This window comes from Pseudomonas sp. C11, from assembly GCF_034683865.1.
GTDB lineage: Bacteria > Pseudomonadota > Gammaproteobacteria > Pseudomonadales > Pseudomonadaceae > Aquipseudomonas.
This window is the reverse complement of sequence record NZ_JAWIIP010000007.1, coordinates 94764-115490: the sequence shown is the minus strand read 5'-3', so window position 1 is coordinate 115490 and position 20727 is coordinate 94764. Positions and strand designations below refer to the sequence as shown.

Genomic DNA, 20727 nt, shown 5'->3' with positions numbered 1-20727 from the left:
CATAAAGCAGGCGAGGAAGCGCAGTCTACGAACTGTAAATGAGCATTCCGAGCCTGCTTTTAACGCAGCAATGGCAACGCAGGTAGTTTTTCAGCGGCCTGTTAGAATGGCTGCATCGGTGAACAATAGGAGCAAGGTTATCATGGGTACGCTGAATCGCCTGTTGCTGGTCGGCCTTATGGCCTGTCTTCCGCTTGCTGCTCATGCCGAGGATCCGGTTTCTGCCGATCCTGACGTCACCATTCGCCAGGATGGCGATCGCACCATTCAGGAATACCGCGTCAATGGCTTCCTCTATGCCATCAAGGTCATTCCGAAGAATGGCAAACCCTATTTCCTCGTTCGCGCCGATGGCAGCGACGGCAACTTCATCCGCTCGGACGACCCGGACATGCTGATCCCGTCCTGGGAAATCTTCAGCTGGTAACAAGGCAACGAAATGTCGGTATTCACCCCCCTGGAGCGTCACGAGCTCGAAGTATTCCTGGCGCCCTACGGGCTGGGTCGGCTGAAGAGCTTTCAAGGCATCGCCGCTGGTAGCGAGAACAGCAACTTTTTCGTCAACCTGGAGCAGGGCGAATTCGTTCTGACTCTGGTAGAACGTGGCCCGGTCGATGAGATGCCATTCTTCATCGAACTGCTCGACGTGCTGCACGATGCCGGCTTGCCGGTGCCCTACGCCCTGCGCACGCAGGATGGCGAGGCGCTGCGCACCCTGGCCGAGAAGCCGGCGCTGCTGCAACCACGTCTGGCTGGTAAGCACCTGCATGAGCCCAATGCCCATCACTGCCAGGAGGTGGGGCGTCTGCTGGCGAACATTCACCTGGCGACGCGTGCACAGCCCATCGAGCGCCGCAGTGATCGCGGATTGGACTGGATGCTGCGCGAAGGTGCGGCCCAGGCCGGCAAGCTGCCGGAAGGGGCGCAGGCGCTGCTGGGGGATGCGCTGGGTGAGATCGAAGGGCTCAAGCCTCGCCTGCTCGCCCTGCCCCGTGCCAACCTGCACGCCGATCTGTTCCGTGACAACGCCCTGTTCGACGGTAACCATCTGGCCGGGGTGATCGATTTCTACAACGCCTGTTCGGGGCCGATGCTCTACGACCTGGCGATCACCCTCAATGACTGGTGCTCGCACGAAGACGGCAGCCTCGACAGCGCTCGTGCTCGCGCGTTGCTCGGCGCCTACGCGGCGCTGCGGCCTTTCACCGCTGCCGAGGCCGAGCTGTGGCCGACCATGCTGCGCGTGGCTTGCGTGCGTTTCTGGCTGTCACGCCTGATCGCAGCCGAGTCCTTCGCGGGGCAGGATGTGTTGATTCACGACCCGGCCGAGTTCGAGCGCCGCCTGGCGCAGCGTCAACGGGTCGACCTGCCGCTGCCGTTCGCGCTGTAACACGAAGCGAAACGCCGGCTATTTGTGTGGGGTAGTGGCGTAGGGCGGACCGGGACGCCGGCCTACGCCCCTGCCTTTCGCCCTGCGGTGGATGAAACGAGCGTCATCCACCCTGCGTCGGCATCCGCGTCGTATCAGCTACCGCTGACCAACCCCGGCAGTTGCTCGGCCAGCTTGGCGTTGTTGATCGGCGCGCGGATGAAGCCGCGTTGGGTGCCATCCGGGCCGAGGATCACCAGGTTGCCGCTGTGATCGACGGTGTAGTTTTCCTTGCTGGTATCAGCCGGGATGTAGGGGATGCTCACTGCGTTGGCCAGCTTCTGCAGGCTGGCTTCCTCGCCGGTCAGGCCCTGGAAGTTGGCATCGAAGTAACCCAGGTATTTCTTCAGTTGCTCGGGTGTGTCGCGGTTGGGATCGACGCTGACCAACACGATGCGCAGGCGCTCGCGGGTCGCTTCGGGTAGCTGGCTCTTGAGCTGGCGCAATTGGGCTAGGGTTGCCGGGCAGATGTCCGGGCAGAAGGTGTAGCCGAAGAACAGCAGCGTCCAGTCACCCTTGAATTCGTTCACCGGTGTTGCCTGGCCATCCTGATTGGTCATGCTCAGTGCCGGCAGGGTGCGCGGTTGCGGCAGCAGGACGATCCCGGCATCGAGTAGAGCAGCCGGGTCGCCCTGGCCCTTGCTGCTCAGCACCTTGTTGACGGTCAGGCCCAGTACCAGGGCAACGACGGCGACGAGAACGAAAACGGTGGTATGGGTGCGGGTCATAAGAGCCTTTACAGATTGAGCAGCAGGTAATGGTCTAGCAACAGGGCGATGAACAGCAGGAAAAGGTACCAGATGCTGTACTTGAAAGTGTTGATCGCCGCGTGCGGCCGGCTGTCACGGTACAGCACCCAGGCCCAGTACAGAAAGCGCCCGCCCAGTAGCACCGCACAGGCGAGGTAGAGCGGCCCGCTCATGTGAATGGCGTAGGGCAGCAGGGTCACGGCGAACATCGCCAGGGTGTAGAGCAGGATATGCACCTTGGTGTAATGCTCGCCATGGGTGACCGGCAGCATGGGGATGTCGGCCTTGGCGTATTCCTCCTTGCGGTGGATGGCCAGCGCCCAGAAGTGTGGGGGTGTCCAGGCGAAGATGATCAGCACCAGCAGCAACGGCTCGGCGCTCAGATGACCGGTGGCGGCGACCCAGCCCAGCAGCGGTGGCGCGGCGCCGGCCAAGCCGCCGATGACGATGTTCTGCGGCGTGGCGCGCTTGAGAAAGCCGGTGTAGATCACCGCGTAGCCGAGCAACGAGGCCAGGGTCAGCCAGGCCGTCAGCTCGTTGGTGAAGGCCAGCAGCAAGGCCTGGCCGGCCAGCGCCAGAAGCAGGGCGAAGGTCAGCGCGGAGGTTGGCGAGACGCGCCCTGCCGTGACCGGGCGCTTGTGCGTGCGTGCCATGATCGAATCGATGCGCCGATCCACCACATGGTTGACCGCCGCTGCTGCGCCCGCGCACAGGCCGATGCCGAGGTTGCCGAACACCAGTACCGTCCAGGGCACCCCGGCACGGGTGGCGAGGAACATGCCGACCAGCGAGGTGATGAGCATCAGCAGCACCACCTTGGGCTTGGTCAGTTCCAGGTAGTCGCGCCAGGTGGCGTGTGCGGCGTGGGCACGCAGGGTGGTGGCCATGACGACTCTCCTTTGCTTGGTTATTTACCGACCTGAACCAGGCCGACAGGCGCCAGCGTGTGCTTGGTAACGCGCCTTTCATTCGTGCTACGCGTGGCCGTGGCCACCTTGCGCAGGCGGTAGTTGACCAGCACCAGTGTGAGCAACAGGGCAGCGCCGCCAGCGTTGTGAGCGACCGCAACCAGCAGCGGCAGGTGGAAGATCACGTTGCTGATGCCCAGGCTGACCTGCGCGGCGAGTGCCAGCAGCACCAGGCCGGCCAGGCGCGACAGTTTCGCCGCGTGCAGGCGCCAGGCCAGCAGCAACAGCGCCAGGCTGACGAACAGTGCGCCAAGGCGATGGCTCATGTGGATGGCCGTGCGCGCATCGCTGTCGAGCTGGCCGCCCAGGTAGTTGGGGCCGATGTGCTGGGTCAGGTGAAAGCCCTTGCCGAAGTCCATCGCCGGCCACCACTGGCCGTGGCAGGTCGGCAGATCCACGCAGGCCACGGCGGCGTAGTTGGAGCTGACCCAGCCGCCGAGGGCGATCTGCCCGATCACCAGCAGCAGGCAGGCGGCGGCCAGTGTGCGTAGCCGTGCTGAAACCTCCAGCATGGCGAAGCGTCCGGACAGGCGCAGTGTGAGCAGCGCCAGCAGGCTCAGGGTGGCGAAACCGCCGAGCAGGTGCGCGGTGACCACCTGCGGCCACAGCTTGAGGGTGACCGTCCACATGCCGAAAGCCGCCTGCACGATCACCAGGGCGAGGATGGCCAGCGGCAGCTTCAGCGGTTGCTGCGGCTGATGGCGCAGGCGCACGGCTTTCATTGCCAGGGCGAGGATGACCATGCCGAGGGCGCCGGCGAAATAGCGGTGGATCATCTCGGCCCAGCCCTTGGCCACCTCGACCGGTATCTCGGGAAAGCGGCTCTCGGCGATGGCCTGTTTGTGCTCGCTCATCGGTACGCCGAGAAAGCCATAGCAACCTGGCCAGTCAGGGCAACCGAGGCCGGCGTGGGTCAGGCGGGTGTAGGCGCCGAGCAGCACCACCACGGCAGCGAGCAGGGTGGCGAACAGGGCGAGTCGGTATCCGGGTTTGCTCATGTGCTGTCCTCTTCAAAGGTGGGACACAGGGCTTGCTCAACCGATCAGGGAAATTTTCAGCAGGTAGCGCAGGTCATCGAGAATTGCCTTGCCCTGGCTGCTGCTGTCGTAGCGCAGCACCAGGTTGCCGTGTGGGTCGACCAGCCATAGCTGGGCTCCGGGCTGGGCGTCGCTGGCCTGCTGATAGGTACGGCTGTCGAGGCGATAGCGGCCGAGCTGGGGATACTCGCGTTGCAGGGTGGCGCTATAGTCGGCGCTCAATGGTTCGCCACTGGCCAGGCTGTGGCTGGCGCGTGATGTCTCGCGGTTGAGGCCGATCTGGATCTGCCGCGCCAGGTACACCAGGCGTTGGCAGTCGGCTTCGCAGGCGCCAGGCGTTGTGACCAGGATCTGCCAGCGTGGCGCCAGTTCGCCCTGCACGCCGAGATCCTGCAGGGTGCGCCCATCACCGATCAGCGTGCCGTGATAGGTACGGGTTTCCGGCACCCAGAACTGCCAGCGATACATGGCGCTGGCCAGCAACATGGGGCCGAAGACGATGGCCAGCAGAAGCAGCAATTGCAGGCGCCCACGCCCTTTGCGTGGGGTTTCAGGCAGGGTGATGGCTGGGTGCATGGCGTTTCTCCCGTGCGTTGTGCACACCTAGGTAGATGAACAGGCCGAGCAGCGCCACCGCCATGGCGAACCACTGCACGGTATAGCCCTGATGCTTGGCCGGGCTCATGGCCACCACCGGCCAGTCGACCCGGTAGCTGGCCAGGCCACTTTCCAGGCGTAGCTCCAGCGGCAGGCCGCCACGACCGAGCCGGCGCCACAGCGCCGCGCTGTCGACCTCGCTGATCAGCTGTGGCCAGTCCTTTCCAGCCGTTGCCTTGCCTTGCAGATGCAGGCCGCCGGGCGGGGCGACATAGACCCAGGCATCAAGCTGGATCGGCCCGTCGGGGGTGCTGTATTGCGGTGCCAGGCGGCGATCCGGCCAGGGCAGCCAGCCGCGGTTGAGCAACACCCAGAGGCCGCTGGGTTGGTCGTAGAAGGGTTGCAGCAGCTCCACGCCGGCGTGGCCATCGCGGATACGGTTGTCCAGCAGCAGGCTGTGCTCGCCATCGAAATGGCCCTGCAGGTGGACGCGGCGATAGGCAGGGTCTGTGCCCTGCTCGAGTTCCATCAGTCCGACCGGGGCGGCTTGCCGACGCGCCTCGAAGCTGGCCAGCAGCACGCGCTTTTCTTCGGCGCGTTGCAGCTGCCAGACGCCCAGGCCGCAGAACAGCGGCAACAGCAGGGCGACCAGGATGCTGGGCAGCCAGCCGGGGCGGAAGGCGCTCATTGGGCGCCTCCGTTTGGCATGAGCTGGCTGGCTATACTGCAAGGCATCGCCCAATCCCCCCGGAGTCTCGCATGCTCAAGGCCGCGATCGTCCTCATGCTGCTGGCGACCATCGCCAGCCTGTTCAGTGGCCTGTTCTTCCTGGTCAAGGACGAAGGCCGTGGCTCTCGTGTGGTCAATGCCCTGAGCGTCCGCGTCGGGCTGACCGCCATCACCCTGGCCCTGGTCGCCTGGGGCTTCTACTCAGGGCAACTGGTGTCGCATGTCACCTGGTAGCGACATGCCTCACAGCACGTAAACGAAGACGAACAAGCCCAGCCAGACCACGTCGACGAAGTGCCAGTACCAGGACGCGGCTTCGAAACCGAAGTGTTTTTCGGCGTCGAAGTGGCCCTTGTGGATGCGCACCAGCATCACCGTGAGGATCAGCGCGCCGAGGGTGACGTGGGCACCGTGGAAGCCGGTGAGCATGAAGAAGGTTGCCCCATAGATGCCCGAGCCCAGGGTCAGGCCCAGCTCGGTGTAGGCCTCGATGTATTCCTCCACCTGCAGGAACAGGAAGCAGGCGCCGAGCAGAATGGTCGCGGCCAGCCAGGCTTTCAGGGCGCCCCTGTTGTTCTTCTTCAGCGCGTGGTGGGCGAAGGTCACGGTGACGCTGGAGGACACCAGCAGCAGGGTATTGATCAGCGGCAGGTGCCAGGGATCGATTACCGCCGTGGGCGGCGGGAACAGCTTGGAGTCGGGGTTCTGCAGCAGCGGCCAGCTGTATTCGAAACCCTCCCAGAGCATGTTGGCCACACCCTTGTCGCCTTCGCCGCCGAGCCAGGGACCGGCCCAGGTGCGGATGTAGAACAGCGCACCGAAGAAGGCAGCGAAGAACATCACCTCGGAGAAGATGAACCAGGTCATGCCCCAGCGGAACGAGCGATCCATCTGCGCGCTGTACAGGCCGCCGCGGCTTTCCCGGATCACATTGCCGAACCAGCCGAACAGCATGTAGGCCAGGATCAGCCCGCCGACGAAGAAGATCAGCGGGCCGTTGGAGGCCTCGCGCCCGGCGGACAGGTCATTGAACCAGGTGCCGACACCGGCGACGCTGGTCAGCAGCCCCAGCGTGGCGATGATCGGCCACTTGCTCTGGGCCGGGACGTAGTAGTTTTCGTGACTCGACATAGCCTATCTCCCTATGGAGCCGCCTGTGCCACGGGCGGTTTGCGCGCGGTGATATCGAACAGGGTGTAACTCAAGGTCAGATGCCTGACGTCCTTGGGCAGGTCGCGGTCGACGATGAAGCGCACCGGCATCTCGATGCGCTCACCCGGCTGCAGCACCTGCTGGGTGAAGCAGAAGCACTCGGTCTTGTGAAAGAAGGCCGCGGCCTTAGACGGCGATACGCTGGGAATGGCCTGCGCCGTCATCGGCTTGTCAGTCGGGTTGTAGGCGACGAACAGCATGTCGCTCGACTGGCCCGGGTGAACCCGCAGCTCATCGGCCTTGGGTGCGAATTCCCAGACCATGCCGGCTGCGTTGGTGGCGAGGAACTGCACCCGCACCTCGCGGCCGATGTCGCTCTGCTGGGTACCTTCATAGACCCCGGCCGTCTTGCCATTGATGCCGAAGGCGCGGCACATGGCGTCGTAGAACGGCGGCAGGACGAACACGCCGAAGCAGAACATGACCACCACCACGGCCAGCAGACGGATGACCAGGCGCGGTGTGCTCATGGCGTTCATGAGACGCACCCACCTGCAAGAAGTTGGCGGGTTGCACCCGCCCTACCTGGACGTTTCATTTCACCTCCGGCGGCGTGCTGAAGGTGTGGTAAGGCGCCGGTGACGGCACCGTCCATTCCAGGCCGTCGGCGCCGTCCCAGGGCTTGGCCGGGGCCGGCTTGCCGCCCCGGATGCACTTGATGACGATGAACAGGAACAGCAACTGCGTGGTGCCGAACAGGAAGGCGCCGATGCTCGACACCATGTTGAAGTTGGCGAACATCAGGTTGTAGTCGGGGATGCGTCGCGGCATGCCGGCCAAACCGACGAAGTGCATGGGGAAGAACGCCAGGTTCATGCCGACGAAGCTCAGCCAGAAGTGCAGCTTGGCCAGCACTTCGTCGTACATGTGGCCGGTCCATTTCGGCAGCCAGTAGTAGGCCGAGGCGAAGATGCCGAAGATCGCTCCCGGTACCAGCACGTAATGGAAGTGCGCCACCACGAAGTAGGTGTCGTGGTACTGGAAGTCCGCCGGGGCGATGGCCAGCATTAGCCCGGAGAAGCCGCCGATGGTGAAGAGGATGACGAAGGCCACGGCGAACAGCATCGGCGCTTCGAAGGTCAGCGAGCCCTGCCACATGGTGCTCACCCAGTTGAACACCTTCACCCCGGTAGGCACGGCGATCAGCATGGTGGCGTACATGAAGAACAGCTCGCCGGTCAGCGGGATGCCCACGGTGAACATGTGGTGCGCCCAGACGATGAACGAGAGGAAGGCGATGCTCGCCGTGGCGTAGACCATCGAGGTGTAGCCGAACAGCGGCTTGCGCGAGAAGGCCGGAATGATCGAGCTGACCGCGCCGAAGGCCGGCAGGATCATGATGTACACCTCGGGGTGGCCGAAGAACCAGAACACGTGCTGGAACAGCACCGGGTCGCCGCCGCCGGCGGCATTGAAGAAGCTGGTGCCGAAGTGGATGTCCATCAGCATCATGGTCACGCAACCGGCCAGCACCGGCATCACCGCGATCAGCAGGAAGGCGGTGATCAGCCAGGTCCAGACGAACAGCGGCATCTTCATCAGGGTCATGCCCGGGGCGCGCAGGTTGAGGATGGTGGCGATCACGTTGATCGCGCCCATGATCGAGCTGATGCCCATGAGGTGGATGGCGAAGATGAAGAAGGTCACCGACTCCGGTGCGTAGGTGGTCGACAGCGGTGCGTAGAAGGTCCAACCGAAGTTCGGCCCGCCGCCTTCCATGAACAGCGTGCTGACCAGCAGACCGAAGGCCGCCGGCAGCAGCCAGAAGCTGAAGTTGTTCATCCGTGGCAGGGCCATGTCCGGCGCGCCGATCATCAGCGGGATCATCCAGTTGGCCAGACCGACGAAGGCGGGCATCACCGCGCCGAAGACCATGATCAGGCCGTGCATGGTGGTCATCTGGTTGAAAAATTCCGGCTGCACGATCTGCAGGCCCGGCTGGAACAGCTCGGCGCGAATCACCATCGCCATCGAGCCGCCGAGTAGGAACATGCAGAAGCTGAACCACAGGTACATCGTGCCGATGTCCTTGTGGTTGGTGGTCAGCACCCAGCGCATCAGGCCCTTGGCCGGGCCATGGTGGTGGTCAGTATGACCGTGGTCGATCACTGCACTCATGTCCTTACTCCTGCGCCTTGGCGAAGTCGAGAATGTCCTTGGGCGTGACCATGTCACCGACATTGTTGCCCCAGGCATTGCGCTCGTAGGTGATGATGGCAGCCAGGTCGACCGGCGACAGTTGCTTGCCGAAGGCGGCCATGGCGGTGCCCTGCTTGCCGTGATAGACGATGTCGATATGGCCCTTGGCCGGGCCGGTGGCGATGGCCGAGCCCTTGAGCGCCGGGAACATCGGCGGCAGGCCTTCGCCGGTGGGCTGGTGGCAGGCGGCACAGGTGGTGTTGTACGCCTTCTCGCCGCGCGCCATCAGTTCTTCCATCGTCCATTCCTTGCTGGTCAGCTCACGCTCGGCCAGTGCGGCCTGCTTGCGTTCGCCCAGCCAGGCGGCGAAGTCGTCCTTGCTCTTGACCTCGACCACGATCGGCATGAAGCCGTGATCCTTGCCGCACAGCTCGGTGCACTGGCCGCGGTAGGTGCCGGGCGCCTCCAGGCGCGTCCAGGATTCGTTGATGAAGCCGGGAATGGCGTCCTTCTTCACCGCCAGCGCCGGCACCCACCAGGAGTGGATCACGTCGGCCGAGGTGATCAGGAAGCGCACCTTGGCCCCCACCGGCAGCACCAGCGGCTCGTCCACTTCCAGCAGGTAGTGTTCGCCCTTGGCTTCACGGTTGTTGATCTGCGTGCGCGGGGTGGCCAGGTTGCTGAAGAACTCCACATCCTGGCCCAGGTACTTGTAGTGCCACTTCCACTGGTAGCCGGTGATCTGGATATCCAGATCCGACTCGGAGGTGTCGTAGATGTCGATCAGGGTCTTGGTCGCGGGGATCGCCATGACCACCAGGATCGCCAGCGGCACCACGGTCCAGAGGATTTCCACCGTGGTGCTTTCGTGGAAGTGCGCGGGTTCCTGGCCGGTGGAGCGGCGGTGGATGATCATCGACCAGAACATCGCGCCGAAGACGATCACGCCGATCACGACGCAGATCCAGAAGATGGTCATGTGCAGATCGAAGACGGAGCGGCTGACCTCGGTGACACCGGGCGCCATGTTCACCGTCCACTGGGCGTGCGCCGAGCTCAATATCAGCCACAGCAAGAGGCCCATCCAGACTCGTGGATGTCGCATCATCGCGGGTTCCCCTCGATATTGTTCTTGTTATCTATCCCGCCGGCTGAGCCGTTTGGGCATCTCTAAAAACTATCTGCGTTGCCATCGCTGCGTTAAAAACACGCTCAAAATGCTCATTTACAACACGTAAACTGCGCTTTTTCGCCTGTTTTTGCCTTGCGCTGGCTGCCTCGATTACGTTTTTAGAGGTGCCCTTATGGGTGGGGTCGACTGCCACGTGACGGGCCTGGGCCTTCATGTGCCCTGCTCCGCCTCTACTGCTGGCAACTGCTGCCGAAACCTCGTGCCTGAGCCCGTCCGGTTCCATCAGGTACTGCCTTTCGAGTTGGAGTATAGACAGCGACCTTGAGGCCGCAATGTGCCCGCCTGGCCGCCCCGCTGGCGGCGAACGAAGCGGTGGACACCGCATCTGACGCGGGCTGGAGCGAAAATCGAGGCGCCGGATATAGCGCGCTCGCATAAGTATGAAAAAGTTATGACAATCGCGTCTTAGCCGGCCCAAGCCGCCAGCTAAGGTTCACGTCCATGTTCTGAGTTCATCGGAGTCGTCATGAACACTGCTGCCATCCGCCAGTTCATCGCCCAGGCGCGCGAGCATGAAACCGCCAGCCAGGCGCTCAGCCAAACCCTGCAGGCCCGCTTCGCCGGGCTGCACCCTGCCATTCGCTTGCCGGACGAGGATGCCCCCGGAGTGCTGACCGGCTTCGTCATTGCCTATATCGAGGAAGTGCCGGATGTGCTCGACGCGGCGGCCGAAGTGGCGCGCGAAGCCGGCATCGAGGAAGCGATCAAGCCGGTGCTGAAGATCGCCGAGCAGTTCTTTCTCCAGCCCCCCGCGCTAATGGCCGGGCACGAAGGGCTCGATGGCCTGCTCGACGAAGCCTACCTGGCGCATCGCCTGGTGGAAGAGGTCAACGACCGCTATATCGCGCATCTGGGGCGCCCGCTGATCCCGCTGGACACCACCCGCGCCAACCTGATCGCGCACCAGTTGATCGGCGAGCCGTTCGCCAACCAGCTCGACGAGGCGGTGCACCACGCCCTCACCGGTATGCTCGATGACGCCAGTTTCGACCAGCCTTCGGTACAGGCTTACCGTGAACGCCTGGCTGCGCCGGATACCGAATCGGCCTGGCTGCGCTGGCCCTGCCTGTCGCGCCAGTTGGGCGTGGATCTGCAGCTTACGGCGTGATCGCCAGGAGAATCAGCGACAGCGTCAGCAGCGAGCCGAGGGTGGAAAACAGGATCGCCCGTGACACCAGCGCTGCCTGGCGCTGGTAATACTCGGCGAGCATGAACGGCCCGGTGCCGGTTGGCAGCGCACTGAGCAGCAGCGCGGCGTGCGCCCAGAACGGTGGCAGGTCGAGCAGCACGAAGGCGATGAACCAGGTCACCAGCGGTTGCAGCACCAGCTTCAGCGCCACCAGCGGCCAGGCGCCCTTGGCCGGGCCGCTCTGCCGCTGTGCCAGGAATAGCCCCAGCGACACCAGCGCGCAAGGCACGGTCGCCGCGCCGAGCAGGCGCAGGAACTCATCCAGCGCTGGCGCCAACTGCAGCCCGCCGAGCGACCAAAGGGCGCCGAGCAGCGGCGCTACCACCAGCGGGTTCTTCAACAGGGCCAGGCTCACCTGAGCAATAGCCCCGCCCAGCCCCTTCTGGCTTTGCAAGCCGACCTCGATGCACACCACGGCCAGGGCGAACAGCACGCAGACCACGATCAGCGAGGCGATCAGCGCCGGCGTCATGCCGTCCTCGCCGAGCACCAGCACGCACAGTGGAATGCCGATGTAGCCGGTATTGGCATAGCCGGCGCTGAGCCCGTCGATACTGGCGTCGACCAGACTGCCGGTGCGCTTCCAGCGGTACGCCAGGGTGACCAGGAACACCGCCAGGGTGCCGCCGCTGAAGGCCAGCAGGAAGCCGGGCTGCCAGATGTGCGCCCAATCGGCCTTGGCCGTGAGGCTGAACAGCAGCGCCGGCAGGCCGAGCCAGACCACGAAGCGGTTCATCTCCGAGGCGGCGGTCGGCCCCAGGCGGTTGGTGCGTCGGCACAGATAACCGACCAGGATCAGGCCGAAGATCGGCAACAGCACATTGAGAACGGTGGACATCGGCACAGCCATTGGCGCAAAGAGGCCGAGCCTAGGGGCGCTGGCCGTCGAGGGCAAGCCGTGGCTGTGATTCCGCTGCCGCGATGGGCGTCTAGCATTGACCTGCCGGGTCAACCCGGCGCTGTCGCGAGCCCGAGCATGCAAGCGCTGTTGAACGAAATCCTCGATGAAGTCCGCCCGCTGATCGGCCAGGGCAAGGTGGCCGACTACATCCCCGCGCTGGCCAGCGTGGTGCCCGACCAACTGGGCATCGCCGTGTACGGCAACGACGGTCAGTTGCATGTCGCCGGTGATGCGCGCACGCCCTTCTCGATCCAGAGCATTTCCAAGGTATTCAGCCTGGTGCAGGCCATCGGTCACAGCGGTGAGGCGATCTGGCAGCGCCTGGGCCACGAGCCCTCCGGGCAGCCGTTCAACTCGCTGGTGCAGCTCGAGTTCGAGCGTGGCAAACCGCGCAACCCGTTCATCAATGCTGGCGCGCTGGTGATCTGCGACATCAACCAGTCACGCTATGCCGCGCCGGCGCTGTCGATGCGCGATTTCGCTCGGCGTCTGTCGGGCAACCCGGAAGTGACGGTGGACAACCATGTCGCCGAGTCCGAATACCAGCACCGTGCACGCAACGCCGCAGCGGCTTACCTGATGCAGGCCTTCGGCAATTTCCACAACGATGTCGAGGCGGTGCTGCGCAGCTATTTCAGTTGCTGCGCGCTGCGCATGAGTTGCGTCGACCTGGCGCGCGCCTTCGGCTTCCTGGCCAACCAGGGCTTCTGCCAACACAGCGGCGAGCAGGTGCTGTCGCCGCGGCAGAGCAAGCAGGTCAACGCCATCATGGCCACCAGCGGGCTGTACGACGAGGCCGGCAACTTCGCCTACCGCGTCGGCCTGCCGGGCAAGAGTGGTGTCGGCGGCGGCATCGTCGCCGTGGTGCCGGGGCGCTTCAGCGTTTGCGTGTGGTCGCCGGAGCTCAATGCTGCCGGCAACTCGCTGGCGGGTATCCGGGCGTTGGAACTGCTCAGCGAGCGCATTGGCTGGTCGGTGTTCTGAATACGGGGCTGGATGCGCCAGCCCCGGGCCGACTCAGTCGGCCATTTCCCCACATAGATCCAGCGCCAGCCAGCGCTCGACCTCGTCCTGCGCCAGGCCGGCGCCAAGCAGGGCGAACAGCTTGCCCAGCGCCGCTTCACGGGTCATGCCACCGCAGGACACCAGGCCGGCTTCGGCCAGGCGGCTGCCGGCGGCATACACGCCGAACTCGACATGGCCCTGCATGCACTGGCTGATGGCCGCCAGCACCACGCCCTGCTCATGCGCTTCGCGCAGCGCGGTAATGAACTCGGCATCGCCGGCCGGGCCGGTGCCGCTGCCATAGCATTCCAGCAGCAGAGCTTGAGCGCCGCTGGCCACCAGCGCGCGCACCTGGACGGCCTGCACGCCGGGGTAGAGCGGCAGTACGGCGAGGCTGACCGGCTGGCGCACCTGACGGTATTCAATGGCTGCATCGATGCTGGCAGCTCGCTCGGCCTGGCGGCTGCGCTGCAGCACCTGGAAGGCGTCGAAGGCATCGCTGCGCAGCTTGGCGCAGCGCGCGCCATGCATCAGCTGGCCGTTGAAGTACAGGTGCACGCCCGGCGCCACGCCCTGGTGCAGCGCACGCAGCGCGCCGAACAGATTGGGCCAGGCGTCGCCGTTCGGTACGCCTGCCGGCTGCATGGAGCCGGTGAACACCACCGGCACATTCAGGCCCAGCAGCAGGAAGCTCATCGCTGCCGCGCTATAGGCCAGGGTATCGGTGCCGTGCAGCACCAGCACGGCGTCGCAGCCGTCGGCTTCGACTGCCTCGACGATGGTCTCGCGAATGGCCAGCCAGTGCGTCTGGGTCATGTTGGCGCTGTCGATCAGCGGCAGCAGCTCGCGGAAGATCCAGTTCGGCAGCTCGGCCGGGTTTTCCTCGGCCTGCTGAGCACGCATGCGAGCTTCGAAACCGGAGGCCGGAGCCAGGCCAGCTTCGCTCATCTGCATGCCGATGGTGCCGCCGGTGTACAGCACCAGGAGTTTTTCAGGGGTCGCCATGGGCTCTCCTCGGTAAACGTCAGGCAAGAAAAAGGGGGGCAGCGCCCCCCTTGTTTCACGCGGGCATCAACGCTGGTAGACGCGATCGCCAAGTTCGGCATGCGCAGCCGGGGCATCCGCCGGAGCGTGCCAGGCCTTGGGATCGAGATCCAGATCGGCGTACTGCTTCGGATCGAACACCGGCGACTCGACACCGGCCTTGATCTGCGCGTCGTAGTCACGCATCAGGCGCAGGCCGACCTTGAACAGCAGCGCCAGGGCGATCAGGTTGCAGATGGCCAGCAGACCCATGGTCACGTCGGCGAAGGCGAATACTGTGCCCAGATCCTGCACCGAACCCCACAGCACCAGGATCACCACCAGCACGCGGTAAACCATCACCGGCATGCGCTTCTCGGTGAAGAAGCCCAGAGCGTTCTCACCCAGGTAGTAGTTGTAGATCAGGGTGGTGAAGACGAACAGCAGCAGCGCCAGGCTGACGAACACGCGGCCCCACTCACCGACCACGGCCGCCACGGCGGTTTGCGTCAGTACCACACCGGCCATGTCCGCGCCCGGCTGATAGACGCCGGACAGCAGGATGATCAGCGCGGTGCAGGTGCACAGGATCAGGGTGTCGATGAACACGCTCAGCGACTGCACGATGCCCTGCGCGGCCGGGTGCTTGACCTCGGCGACAGCGGCTACGTTCGGTGCGCTGCCCAGACCGGCTTCGTTGGAGAACAGGCCACGCTTGACGCCCATGATGATGGCCGCGCCAATGCCACCGGCAAATGCCGGTTCCAGGCCGAAAGCACTTTTGAAGATCATCGCGAAGGTGGCCGGGATGTGTTCGGCGTTCATGCCGATCACCACCAGCGCCATGGCGATATAGGAGAAGGCCATGACCGGCACCAGCACGTCGGCCATGCTGGCGATGCGCTTGATGCCGCCGAAGATGATCAGGCCAATCACCACGGTCAGGGCAATGCCGCTGGCCAGGGTCGGAACGCCGAAGGTGTCATGCAGCGAGCTGGCCACGGTGAAGGACTGCACGGCATTGAAGCCGAAGCCGAAGGTCACCAGCAGCAGCAGCGAAACCACGATACCCAGCCAACGCTGACCGAGGCCATGCTGAATGTAGAACGCCGGGCCGCCACGGTAGGTGCCATCGGCCTCGCGACGCTTGTACAGCTGCGCCAGGGAGCATTCGAAGTAGCTGGTGGCCATGCCGACCAGTGCCACGACCCACATCCAGAAGATGGCGCCTGGGCCACCGAGCATGATCGCCACGGATACACCGGCGATATTGCCGGCACCGACGCGGCCCGCCACCGAGAGCATCAGCGCCTGGAACGAGCTGAGCTGACCGGGCTTGCGCTCGAACGCTTCGGCGAAGATGCGGAACATGCTGCCGAAGTAGCGGAACTGGACGAAACGTGAGGCGATGGTGAAGAACAGGCCGAGACCGATCAGCATCACGATCAGCAGCTTGCTCCAGATGAGGTCATTGAGAAGATCGAGCATGGAGGCTTTCTCTCTTGTTGTTCTGAATGGGAAATACGCCTCTCTGGGCGGATTGCGGAATGGTTCGTGATAGAGGCCTCACTGGGCAATTTCGCAGGTCGCGGCGAACTGACGCGAGTTGATGCTAGAATCGCGTCACTCGCATCACCTCAGGGCGGCCGTATGTCCGATTCCTTCGGCACCAATCTCAAACTCCTTTGCAGCCACTACCGCTCGATTGCCGAGGTCTGCCGCAAGCTGTCGATCAATCGCGCGCAGTTCAATCGCTACCTGGCCGGGCAGAGCCGGCCGACCGCGCACAACCTCAAGCGCATCTGCGATTTCTTCGGAGTCGAGGCTCATGAGCTGGCGCTGCCGGGCGAGGCGTTCGCTCGTCTGATGGGCACCCGCCATGGCGAGCTGCAGCCGCGTGCCGGCGGTGATCCGTTGCTGGAGCTGTTCGAGCCGTTGCGCGGCCATGCCAGTTCGCTGGCGCGTTATTGCGGCTACTACTTCGAGTATTCCAACTGCATGTCGGTGCCGGGGCAGATCCTGCTGTCGCTGGTGCATCTGCGCGAAGAGCGCGGCAGCTACGTGTTCGAGCGCCAGGAACGGCAGGAACGGCAGGAGCGCGCACGCGGCGGCGTCGCCGAGGACTGGGTGCGCTGCCGTTATCTGGGCGCCGCCTTCTACCTGCAGGATCGGCTGTTTCTCATCGACTACGAGTCGCTGACCGGCAACGAGATGAGCCAGACCATTCTCATCCCCAGCTTCAAGAGCCACATCACCCGCCTCAATGGCCTGAAGACCGGCGTCTCCAGCGGCGACCGGCGCACCCCGGCCTGCACCCGCGTGGTCTGGCAATACCTGGGCAGCGAGATCAACCGGGTCAACGCCTACCGCCAGGTGATGCTCTACGCCCCGGATGATCCGCGCATCGACGATGACATCCGCCAACGCCTGGGCGGCGCGCAGTTGCGTGAAGGACTGTTCGAGATCGAATAGCCAGTCTGCAACTAACTCATTGAGACAAAAGGAATATTTTCCTGTCACAGGTGGCTGTGCCGGGCGCATTTCTTTATCGTGCGCGGCCTTCGAACCGGTTCCCCTCGTTCAGGTGGTCTGCCTCGCAGTCCTCGAACCGGCTCCATCCCTCTTGTCCAGGACGTATTGCATGCTCGATAGCACCCTCGCACAACTTGAAAACCTGGTGGCCGAACTGCTGCAGCAGAACCGACAGCTCACCAGCGACAACCAGCAACTGCGCGCTGAGCTGAACAAGGCCAGCGAAGACAACGACGCCCTGCAACTGCAATTGCTGGAGCACGAAGAACAGCAGAACCACGCCGTCGCCCGTCTGCAGGCGCTGGTACAGCGCGTCGGTGAAGGTCGCGCCGAGGCATGAGCCGCGAGGGCGTGCGCGTCCTGCACCTGTTCGGCCGTGATTACTCGATCAAGACGCCGGAAGCCGGCGCAAATCTGCTGCACGAAGCCATTGGTCTGTTGCAGACGGAAATCGCCAGTAACGAGCAACGCTACCCCAAGGCCGCCGGTCAGGAGTTGCTCCTGCTCAGTGCGCTCAATCTGCTTGCCCGGCAGTTGGCGCAGGCTTCGGCGAGCGATGTCGAGCCACGTTTGCAGGCGCTCAATCAACTGATCCAGGCGCAGTTGCAGGATCGCGCCTAGGCCGACTCGCGCAGCGCCTGCAGACGTTGGCGCTGCTGCCCCTGCTGATCGAAATTCTCTGTCGCCAGCCAGCACTGGAAGGCGTCACGACAGCGCGGCCACTCGCCATCGATGATGGAGAACCAGGCCGTGTCGCGGTTCTTGCCCTTGTTTACCCTGTGCTGGCGAAACAGGCCCTCATGGACGAAGCCGAAACGTTCAGCCGCTCGCCTGGAACGCGTGTTTGCCGCGTCGCACTTCCACTCCAGGCGGCGATAACCGAGGTCATCGAAGGCGTGCCGCGCCAGCAGATAAATGGCCTCGGTCGCACCTGCCGTGCGCTGCATGGGCGCACCAAAGGCCACGTGGCCAATCTCGATGCAGCCATCTTGCGCGACGATATTCAGGTAGCTGAATACGCCCAGAGCGCGGCTGCTGGCTTGGTCGATCACGGCATAGAACAGTGGGTCGCGGCGCTCGGTATTGTTCGTCAGCCAGGCATCGAAGTGGCTGCGCTCGCTGAACGGGCCGTAGGGCAGGTAATCCCACAGCGCCGGATCCGGGCCCTGCAAGGCACGCCAGAGATCATCGCCATGACGCGCGACTGCGAGTGCCTCGAGACGCACGAAACGGCCCTGAAGCACGCGCTGATCGGGTGTCGGGCGGGGTTGCCAGCTCGAAAGGTCGTTGGCCATCAGAAAAGCTTCCTGTACTGGATGAATCCGGAACGGTCGCCGATACGGTCGTAGAGCATACGGCCCTGGTAGTTGGTTTCCTGGGTCAGCCAATGCACGCGGCTGGCGCCGGCGGCGCGTGCCTCGGCGTAGACGTGCTCGATCAGCGCACGCCCCACGCCGCCGCCGCGAATGTGCTCGGCCACGAACAGATCCTGCAGGTAGCAGTAGTCACCGGTCGTCCAGCAACTGCGGTGGTAGATGAAATGCACCAGGCCGACCGCTTCGCCGTCCTGCCAGGCCAGCGCGGCATGCATCGGCTCGGCCCCGTCGAGGAAGCGCTGCCAGGTGATAGCGCTGGTTTCAGCGGGTATCTCGCCTGGTAGAAGCGCTGGTAGCCCTGCCAGAGCGGCAGCCAGGCAGCGTGATCGGCAGCGGTGATGGGGCGGATGTCGAGCATGGGTGCATTCCTTTCGAGGTCAGTCACTGGGGTTCATCTGCGCGGCCAGTTCGCGCTCGCGCGGGTTGGCTGACGCGGCCAGGCCGGCGCGCACGCCAGCCTGATCCTTCGGCGAGCGGTTCTGGCTGAGTTTCCATTTGCCCTCGAGCCGGCGGATCGGCAGGGCGAAGCCGACGATGGCGCGCAGCATGGCGTCGAGGTATTCGCGCGGCGCATCGCTGACCGCCCAGGGCTGCGGGCGGCCCTGTTCGTGGTGGTCGCTGAGGCGGCTGACCAGTTGCAGCAGGCGCTCGGGCTCGTCGAACACCTCGGCCTGGCCCCAGGCATGCACGGCGATGTAGTTCCAGGTCGGCACCACCTTGCCGTGCTCGGCCTTGGCCGGGTACCAACCCGGATGCACATAGGCGTCCGGGCCGCTGAACACCGCCAGTACCTCGGTGCCGTCCGCCAGGTCGCGCCAGTGCGGGTTGGCGCGGGCGAAGTGGCCATACAGGGTGCCGAACTCGCCTTCGCCGGCTGCCAGCAGCAACGGCAGGTGGCTGGCCTGCAGCCCCTGCTGGCCGGCGCTGCTGAGCAGGGCCAGGCCGCTGGCGCGAATCTGCGCGTGCAGCGCTGTCAGGTCGTCCTGGCGAAAGGCGGTGGGGCAGTACATGGCAGCTTCTCCTGGCGTGATGAACCCATGCTAGGCAGGATATTGGTCTGACGTAAGATCCATTACCGATAACTTCGATGGAGCCAATTCCGCTGCCATGGCCAACACACTCGCCCTGCCCTTCGATCTTTCCGGCATTCGCCTGCAGCCTGGTCAGGGCCTGGCGCGCCAGCTCTACCAGGCGCTGCGCGAGCGCATTCTCGATGGCCGTCTGGCGGGTGGGACGCGCCTGCCGGCCAGCCGAGAGCTGGCGGAGTTGCTCGGCATTTCGCGCAACACCGTGACACGCGCCCTCGATCAGCTCTATGCCGAGGGCTATGTCGCCGGCCGCGTAGGCGACGGCACCTATGTCGCCGAACTGACGCGCCAGCGGCCACAGCCCGCTCCGCCGCCAAGCGATGCGCTCGGCAGCCCGGCCCTGCAACGTCTGCAGCAGCATCATCTGGCATTGCCGCCGGTGGATGCGCCGCGCGCGTTCCGCATTGGCGTGCCGGCCTTCGACCTGTTTCCCTTCGAGACCTGGGCACGCTTGCAGGCGCGGTTCTGGCGACGGCCGTCACTGGCGCGTCTGGGCTATGGCGATCCGGCGGGGGACTGGCAGCTGCGTGAGCTGATCGCGGCCTATCTGCGTAACGGTCGCGGCCTGGAATGCGACCCCAGCCAGATCGTCATCACCTGCGGTGCGCAGCAAGCCATCAGCCTGTGCGCGCAGTTGCTGATCCAGCCCGGTGATCGCGTGGCGGTGGAGAACCCGGGCTACCGCGCCGCCGGGCATGCCTTCGCCGTGGCCGGCGCGCAATTGCAGGGCGTGCCGGTGGATGCCGATGGCTTGCAGGTCGAGGCGTTGCAGCGGATAGGTGGCTGCCGGCTGGTCTACCTGACGCCGTCGCACCAGTACCCGACCGGTGTGACCCTGTCGTTGCCACGGCGCCTGGCGCTGCTGGCGTGGGCCAAGCGCGAGGGCGGCTGGATCGTCGAAGACGACTACGATGGCGAGTACCGCTACAGCGGAACGCCTCTGGCGCCGCTGGCCGCGCTGGATCGCCAGCAGCGGGTGATCTATGTCGGCACCTTCGGCAAGCTGGCCTTCCCTGCCCTGCGCCTCGGCTACCTGGTGTTGCCGCCAGCCTTGGCCGAGGCTTTCGCCCAACGGCGGGCGCTGGACATGCGCCATTCCGAGGTCGGCACCCAGGCGGTGATGGCTGAGTTCATCGCCGCCGGACATTTCCAGCGGCATATCCGGCGCATGCGCCAGGCGGCACGGTCGCGGCGCGACACCCTGCTGCGTGAATGGCCACAGGCGATCCCGGGGTGCGCGCCGTTGCCGATGGTGGAAGCCGGCCTGCACCTGTGTCTGCGCGTCGACAGCCTGGCCCGCGAGCAGGCGCTGGTCAGCGCTGCGCGTAACGCCGGAGTCGAGATGAACGGCTTGAGCGGCTACTGGCTGCCCGATAGCCAGGCACCGGAAGACGCGCGTGCCGGACTGGTGCTGGGTTTTGCCGCCGTGCCCGAGGCAAAGATCGTCGACGCCGTGCAGCGGCTCCGGCAGGCCTGGAAGCTCTAGGGGCGTGTTTGCAGGAGCGGTTTCAGCCGCGATCTGCACGGCCGAATTTCGGGCAAAAAAAGGGATGGCCGAAGC

General features: G+C 64.7%; 24 protein-coding genes and 1 pseudogene. 9 read left to right on the top strand and 16 right to left on the bottom strand.

The genetic code is table 11. The features are described from left to right. The first annotated feature begins 142 nt into the window (after nt 1-142). Together VC352_RS12990 and VC352_RS12985 are read left to right on the top strand one after the other, a co-directional pair. Nucleotides 143-427 carry a DUF2782 domain-containing protein gene (locus tag VC352_RS12990; RefSeq protein ID WP_322979975.1) on the top strand — a complete coding sequence of 95 codons (285 nt, stop codon included), beginning with the start codon at nt 143-145 and terminating at the stop codon, nt 425-427. Between the two features lie 12 nt (nt 428-439). Continuing rightward, the gene (locus VC352_RS12985; RefSeq protein ID WP_322979974.1) at nt 440-1390 is read left to right on the top strand and encodes a homoserine kinase; all 951 of its coding nucleotides are present in this window, start codon (nt 440-442) and stop codon (nt 1388-1390) included. Nucleotides 1391-1524: 134 nt separating this feature from the next. On the opposite strand, the gene VC352_RS12980 is transcribed toward VC352_RS12985, so the two are convergent. From VC352_RS12980 to VC352_RS12960, 5 genes are read right to left on the bottom strand one after another with little or no spacing between them, the layout of a single operon-like run. Then, nucleotides 1525-2157 (bottom strand): SCO family protein, encoded by a 633-nt coding sequence (locus VC352_RS12980; RefSeq protein WP_322979973.1) that lies wholly within the window; start codon nt 2155-2157, stop codon nt 1525-1527. An 8-nt stretch (nt 2158-2165) separates the two neighbouring features. Further along, nucleotides 2166-3065 (bottom strand): heme o synthase, encoded by a 900-nt coding sequence (gene cyoE, locus VC352_RS12975; protein WP_322979972.1) that lies wholly within the window; start codon nt 3063-3065, stop codon nt 2166-2168. A 20-nt stretch (nt 3066-3085) separates the two neighbouring features. After that, a complete protein-coding gene (locus VC352_RS12970; RefSeq protein ID WP_322979971.1) occupies nt 3086-4144 on the bottom strand; it encodes a COX15/CtaA family protein in 1059 nt (352 codons plus the stop codon). Between the two features lie 36 nt (nt 4145-4180). Then, nucleotides 4181-4759 carry a hypothetical protein gene (locus VC352_RS12965; protein ID WP_322979970.1) on the bottom strand — a complete coding sequence of 193 codons (579 nt, stop codon included), beginning with the start codon at nt 4757-4759 and terminating at the stop codon, nt 4181-4183. Next, nucleotides 4734-5468 (bottom strand): SURF1 family protein, encoded by a 735-nt coding sequence (locus VC352_RS12960; protein WP_322979969.1) that lies wholly within the window; start codon nt 5466-5468, stop codon nt 4734-4736. Before VC352_RS12960 ends, VC352_RS12965 begins: the two co-directional genes overlap by 26 nt. Before the next feature lie 71 nt (nt 5469-5539). Between VC352_RS12960 and VC352_RS12955 the strand changes: the two genes are divergently transcribed. Further along, nucleotides 5540-5743, top strand: a complete 204-nt coding sequence (locus VC352_RS12955; RefSeq protein ID WP_322979968.1) for a twin transmembrane helix small protein — start codon at nt 5540-5542, stop codon at nt 5741-5743. A 9-nt stretch (nt 5744-5752) separates the two neighbouring features. On the opposite strand, the gene VC352_RS12950 is transcribed toward VC352_RS12955, so the two are convergent. The 5 genes from VC352_RS12950 to VC352_RS12930 are packed head-to-tail and all read right to left on the bottom strand — an operon-like array spanning nt 5753 to nt 10206. After that, complete coding sequence (locus tag VC352_RS12950) at nt 5753-6640, bottom strand: cytochrome c oxidase subunit 3 (protein WP_322979967.1); 888 nt, start codon at nt 6638-6640, stop codon at nt 5753-5755. Nucleotides 6641-6651: 11 nt separating this feature from the next. Then, complete coding sequence (locus VC352_RS12945) at nt 6652-7200, bottom strand: cytochrome c oxidase assembly protein (protein WP_322979966.1); 549 nt, start codon at nt 7198-7200, stop codon at nt 6652-6654. Nucleotides 7201-7255: 55 nt separating this feature from the next. Further along, nucleotides 7256-8839 carry a cytochrome c oxidase subunit I gene (ctaD, locus tag VC352_RS12940; protein WP_322979965.1) on the bottom strand — a complete coding sequence of 528 codons (1584 nt, stop codon included), beginning with the start codon at nt 8837-8839 and terminating at the stop codon, nt 7256-7258. Between the two features lie 4 nt (nt 8840-8843). Further along, nucleotides 8844-9968 (bottom strand): cytochrome c oxidase subunit II, encoded by a 1125-nt coding sequence (gene coxB / locus VC352_RS12935; RefSeq protein ID WP_322979964.1) that lies wholly within the window; start codon nt 9966-9968, stop codon nt 8844-8846. A 31-nt stretch (nt 9969-9999) separates the two neighbouring features. Then, a complete protein-coding gene (locus tag VC352_RS12930; RefSeq protein WP_322979963.1) occupies nt 10000-10206 on the bottom strand; it encodes a hypothetical protein in 207 nt (68 codons plus the stop codon). A gap of 312 nt (nt 10207-10518) precedes the next feature. On the opposite strand from VC352_RS12930, the gene VC352_RS12925 reads away from it, so the two are divergent. Next, nucleotides 10519-11160 carry a hypothetical protein gene (locus VC352_RS12925; RefSeq protein WP_322979962.1) on the top strand — a complete coding sequence of 214 codons (642 nt, stop codon included), beginning with the start codon at nt 10519-10521 and terminating at the stop codon, nt 11158-11160. Here the strand turns inward: VC352_RS12925 and VC352_RS12920 are convergent. Then, on the bottom strand, nt 11150-12079 hold the full coding sequence (locus tag VC352_RS12920; RefSeq protein ID WP_322979961.1) for an AEC family transporter: 930 nt from the start codon (nt 12077-12079) through the stop codon (nt 11150-11152). The two genes, VC352_RS12925 and VC352_RS12920, sit on opposite strands and share 11 nt — an antisense overlap. Before the next feature lie 138 nt (nt 12080-12217). Between VC352_RS12920 and glsB the strand changes: the two genes are divergently transcribed. Beyond that, nucleotides 12218-13126 (top strand): glutaminase B, encoded by a 909-nt coding sequence (gene glsB / locus VC352_RS12915; protein ID WP_322979960.1) that lies wholly within the window; start codon nt 12218-12220, stop codon nt 13124-13126. A 33-nt stretch (nt 13127-13159) separates the two neighbouring features. Here the strand turns inward: glsB and VC352_RS12910 are convergent, their stop codons facing one another. Further along, the gene (locus tag VC352_RS12910) at nt 13160-14152 is read right to left on the bottom strand and encodes an asparaginase (RefSeq protein ID WP_322979959.1); all 993 of its coding nucleotides are present in this window, start codon (nt 14150-14152) and stop codon (nt 13160-13162) included. Nucleotides 14153-14218: 66 nt separating this feature from the next. Continuing rightward, nucleotides 14219-15658, bottom strand: coding sequence for an alanine/glycine:cation symporter family protein (locus VC352_RS12905; RefSeq protein WP_322979958.1), 1440 nt, complete (start codon nt 15656-15658; stop codon nt 14219-14221). A 162-nt stretch (nt 15659-15820) separates the two neighbouring features. Here VC352_RS12905 and VC352_RS12900 point away from each other — a divergent pair, with 162 nt between their 5' ends. From VC352_RS12900 to zapA, 3 genes are all read left to right on the top strand, one after another. Next, on the top strand, nt 15821-16642 hold the full coding sequence (locus VC352_RS12900) for a helix-turn-helix transcriptional regulator (protein WP_322979957.1): 822 nt from the start codon (nt 15821-15823) through the stop codon (nt 16640-16642). A 169-nt stretch (nt 16643-16811) separates the two neighbouring features. Continuing rightward, complete coding sequence (locus tag VC352_RS12895; protein WP_322979956.1) at nt 16812-17042, top strand: hypothetical protein; 231 nt, start codon at nt 16812-16814, stop codon at nt 17040-17042. Next, nucleotides 17039-17323 (top strand): cell division protein ZapA, encoded by a 285-nt coding sequence (gene zapA, locus VC352_RS12890; protein WP_322979955.1) that lies wholly within the window; start codon nt 17039-17041, stop codon nt 17321-17323. Before VC352_RS12895 ends, zapA begins: the two co-directional genes overlap by 4 nt. On the opposite strand, the gene VC352_RS12885 is transcribed toward zapA, so the two are convergent. From VC352_RS12885 to VC352_RS12875, 3 genes and pseudogenes are all read right to left on the bottom strand, one after another. Then, nucleotides 17320-17997, bottom strand: coding sequence for a GNAT family protein (locus VC352_RS12885; protein ID WP_322979954.1), 678 nt, complete (start codon nt 17995-17997; stop codon nt 17320-17322). The genes zapA and VC352_RS12885 overlap by 4 nt on opposite strands. After that, a pseudogene (locus VC352_RS12880) lies at nt 17997-18436 on the bottom strand (GNAT family N-acetyltransferase). Before VC352_RS12880 ends, VC352_RS12885 begins: the two are co-directional and overlap by 1 nt. A gap of 19 nt (nt 18437-18455) precedes the next feature. Continuing rightward, nucleotides 18456-19088 (bottom strand): FMN-binding negative transcriptional regulator, encoded by a 633-nt coding sequence (locus tag VC352_RS12875; protein ID WP_322979953.1) that lies wholly within the window; start codon nt 19086-19088, stop codon nt 18456-18458. A 97-nt stretch (nt 19089-19185) separates the two neighbouring features. Between VC352_RS12875 and VC352_RS12870 the strand changes: the two genes are divergently transcribed. Further along, a complete protein-coding gene (locus VC352_RS12870; protein ID WP_322979952.1) occupies nt 19186-20652 on the top strand; it encodes a PLP-dependent aminotransferase family protein in 1467 nt (488 codons plus the stop codon). Nucleotides 20653-20727: the final 75 nt, after the last annotated feature.

Excerpts from the sequence above, each read along its gene's own strand:
- VC352_RS12990 (WP_322979975.1), top strand. The coding sequence starts at position 143 with ATGGGTACGCTGAATCGCCTGTTGCTGGTCGGCCTTATGGCCTGTCTT.
- VC352_RS12985 (WP_322979974.1), top strand. The coding sequence starts at position 440 with ATGTCGGTATTCACCCCCCTGGAGCGTCACGAGCTCGAAGTATTCCTG.
- VC352_RS12980 (WP_322979973.1), bottom strand. The coding sequence starts at position 2,157 with ATGACCCGCACCCATACCACCGTTTTCGTTCTCGTCGCCGTCGTTGCC.
- cyoE (WP_322979972.1), bottom strand. The coding sequence starts at position 3,065 with ATGGCCACCACCCTGCGTGCCCACGCCGCACACGCCACCTGGCGCGAC.
- VC352_RS12970 (WP_322979971.1), bottom strand. The coding sequence starts at position 4,144 with ATGAGCAAACCCGGATACCGACTCGCCCTGTTCGCCACCCTGCTCGCT.
- VC352_RS12965 (WP_322979970.1), bottom strand. The coding sequence starts at position 4,759 with ATGCACCCAGCCATCACCCTGCCTGAAACCCCACGCAAAGGGCGTGGG.
- VC352_RS12960 (WP_322979969.1), bottom strand. The coding sequence starts at position 5,468 with ATGAGCGCCTTCCGCCCCGGCTGGCTGCCCAGCATCCTGGTCGCCCTG.
- VC352_RS12955 (WP_322979968.1), top strand. The coding sequence starts at position 5,540 with ATGCTCAAGGCCGCGATCGTCCTCATGCTGCTGGCGACCATCGCCAGC.
- VC352_RS12950 (WP_322979967.1), bottom strand. The coding sequence starts at position 6,640 with ATGTCGAGTCACGAAAACTACTACGTCCCGGCCCAGAGCAAGTGGCCG.
- VC352_RS12945 (WP_322979966.1), bottom strand. The coding sequence starts at position 7,200 with ATGAACGCCATGAGCACACCGCGCCTGGTCATCCGTCTGCTGGCCGTG.
- ctaD (WP_322979965.1), bottom strand. The coding sequence starts at position 8,839 with ATGAGTGCAGTGATCGACCACGGTCATACTGACCACCACCATGGCCCG.
- coxB (WP_322979964.1), bottom strand. The coding sequence starts at position 9,968 with ATGATGCGACATCCACGAGTCTGGATGGGCCTCTTGCTGTGGCTGATA.
- VC352_RS12930 (WP_322979963.1), bottom strand. The coding sequence starts at position 10,206 with ATGAAGGCCCAGGCCCGTCACGTGGCAGTCGACCCCACCCATAAGGGC.
- VC352_RS12925 (WP_322979962.1), top strand. The coding sequence starts at position 10,519 with ATGAACACTGCTGCCATCCGCCAGTTCATCGCCCAGGCGCGCGAGCAT.
- VC352_RS12920 (WP_322979961.1), bottom strand. The coding sequence starts at position 12,079 with ATGTCCACCGTTCTCAATGTGCTGTTGCCGATCTTCGGCCTGATCCTG.
- glsB (WP_322979960.1), top strand. The coding sequence starts at position 12,218 with ATGCAAGCGCTGTTGAACGAAATCCTCGATGAAGTCCGCCCGCTGATC.
- VC352_RS12910 (WP_322979959.1), bottom strand. The coding sequence starts at position 14,152 with ATGGCGACCCCTGAAAAACTCCTGGTGCTGTACACCGGCGGCACCATC.
- VC352_RS12905 (WP_322979958.1), bottom strand. The coding sequence starts at position 15,658 with ATGCTCGATCTTCTCAATGACCTCATCTGGAGCAAGCTGCTGATCGTG.
- VC352_RS12900 (WP_322979957.1), top strand. The coding sequence starts at position 15,821 with ATGTCCGATTCCTTCGGCACCAATCTCAAACTCCTTTGCAGCCACTAC.
- VC352_RS12895 (WP_322979956.1), top strand. The coding sequence starts at position 16,812 with ATGCTCGATAGCACCCTCGCACAACTTGAAAACCTGGTGGCCGAACTG.
- zapA (WP_322979955.1), top strand. The coding sequence starts at position 17,039 with ATGAGCCGCGAGGGCGTGCGCGTCCTGCACCTGTTCGGCCGTGATTAC.
- VC352_RS12885 (WP_322979954.1), bottom strand. The coding sequence starts at position 17,997 with ATGGCCAACGACCTTTCGAGCTGGCAACCCCGCCCGACACCCGATCAG.
- VC352_RS12875 (WP_322979953.1), bottom strand. The coding sequence starts at position 19,088 with ATGTACTGCCCCACCGCCTTTCGCCAGGACGACCTGACAGCGCTGCAC.
- VC352_RS12870 (WP_322979952.1), top strand. The coding sequence starts at position 19,186 with ATGGCCAACACACTCGCCCTGCCCTTCGATCTTTCCGGCATTCGCCTG.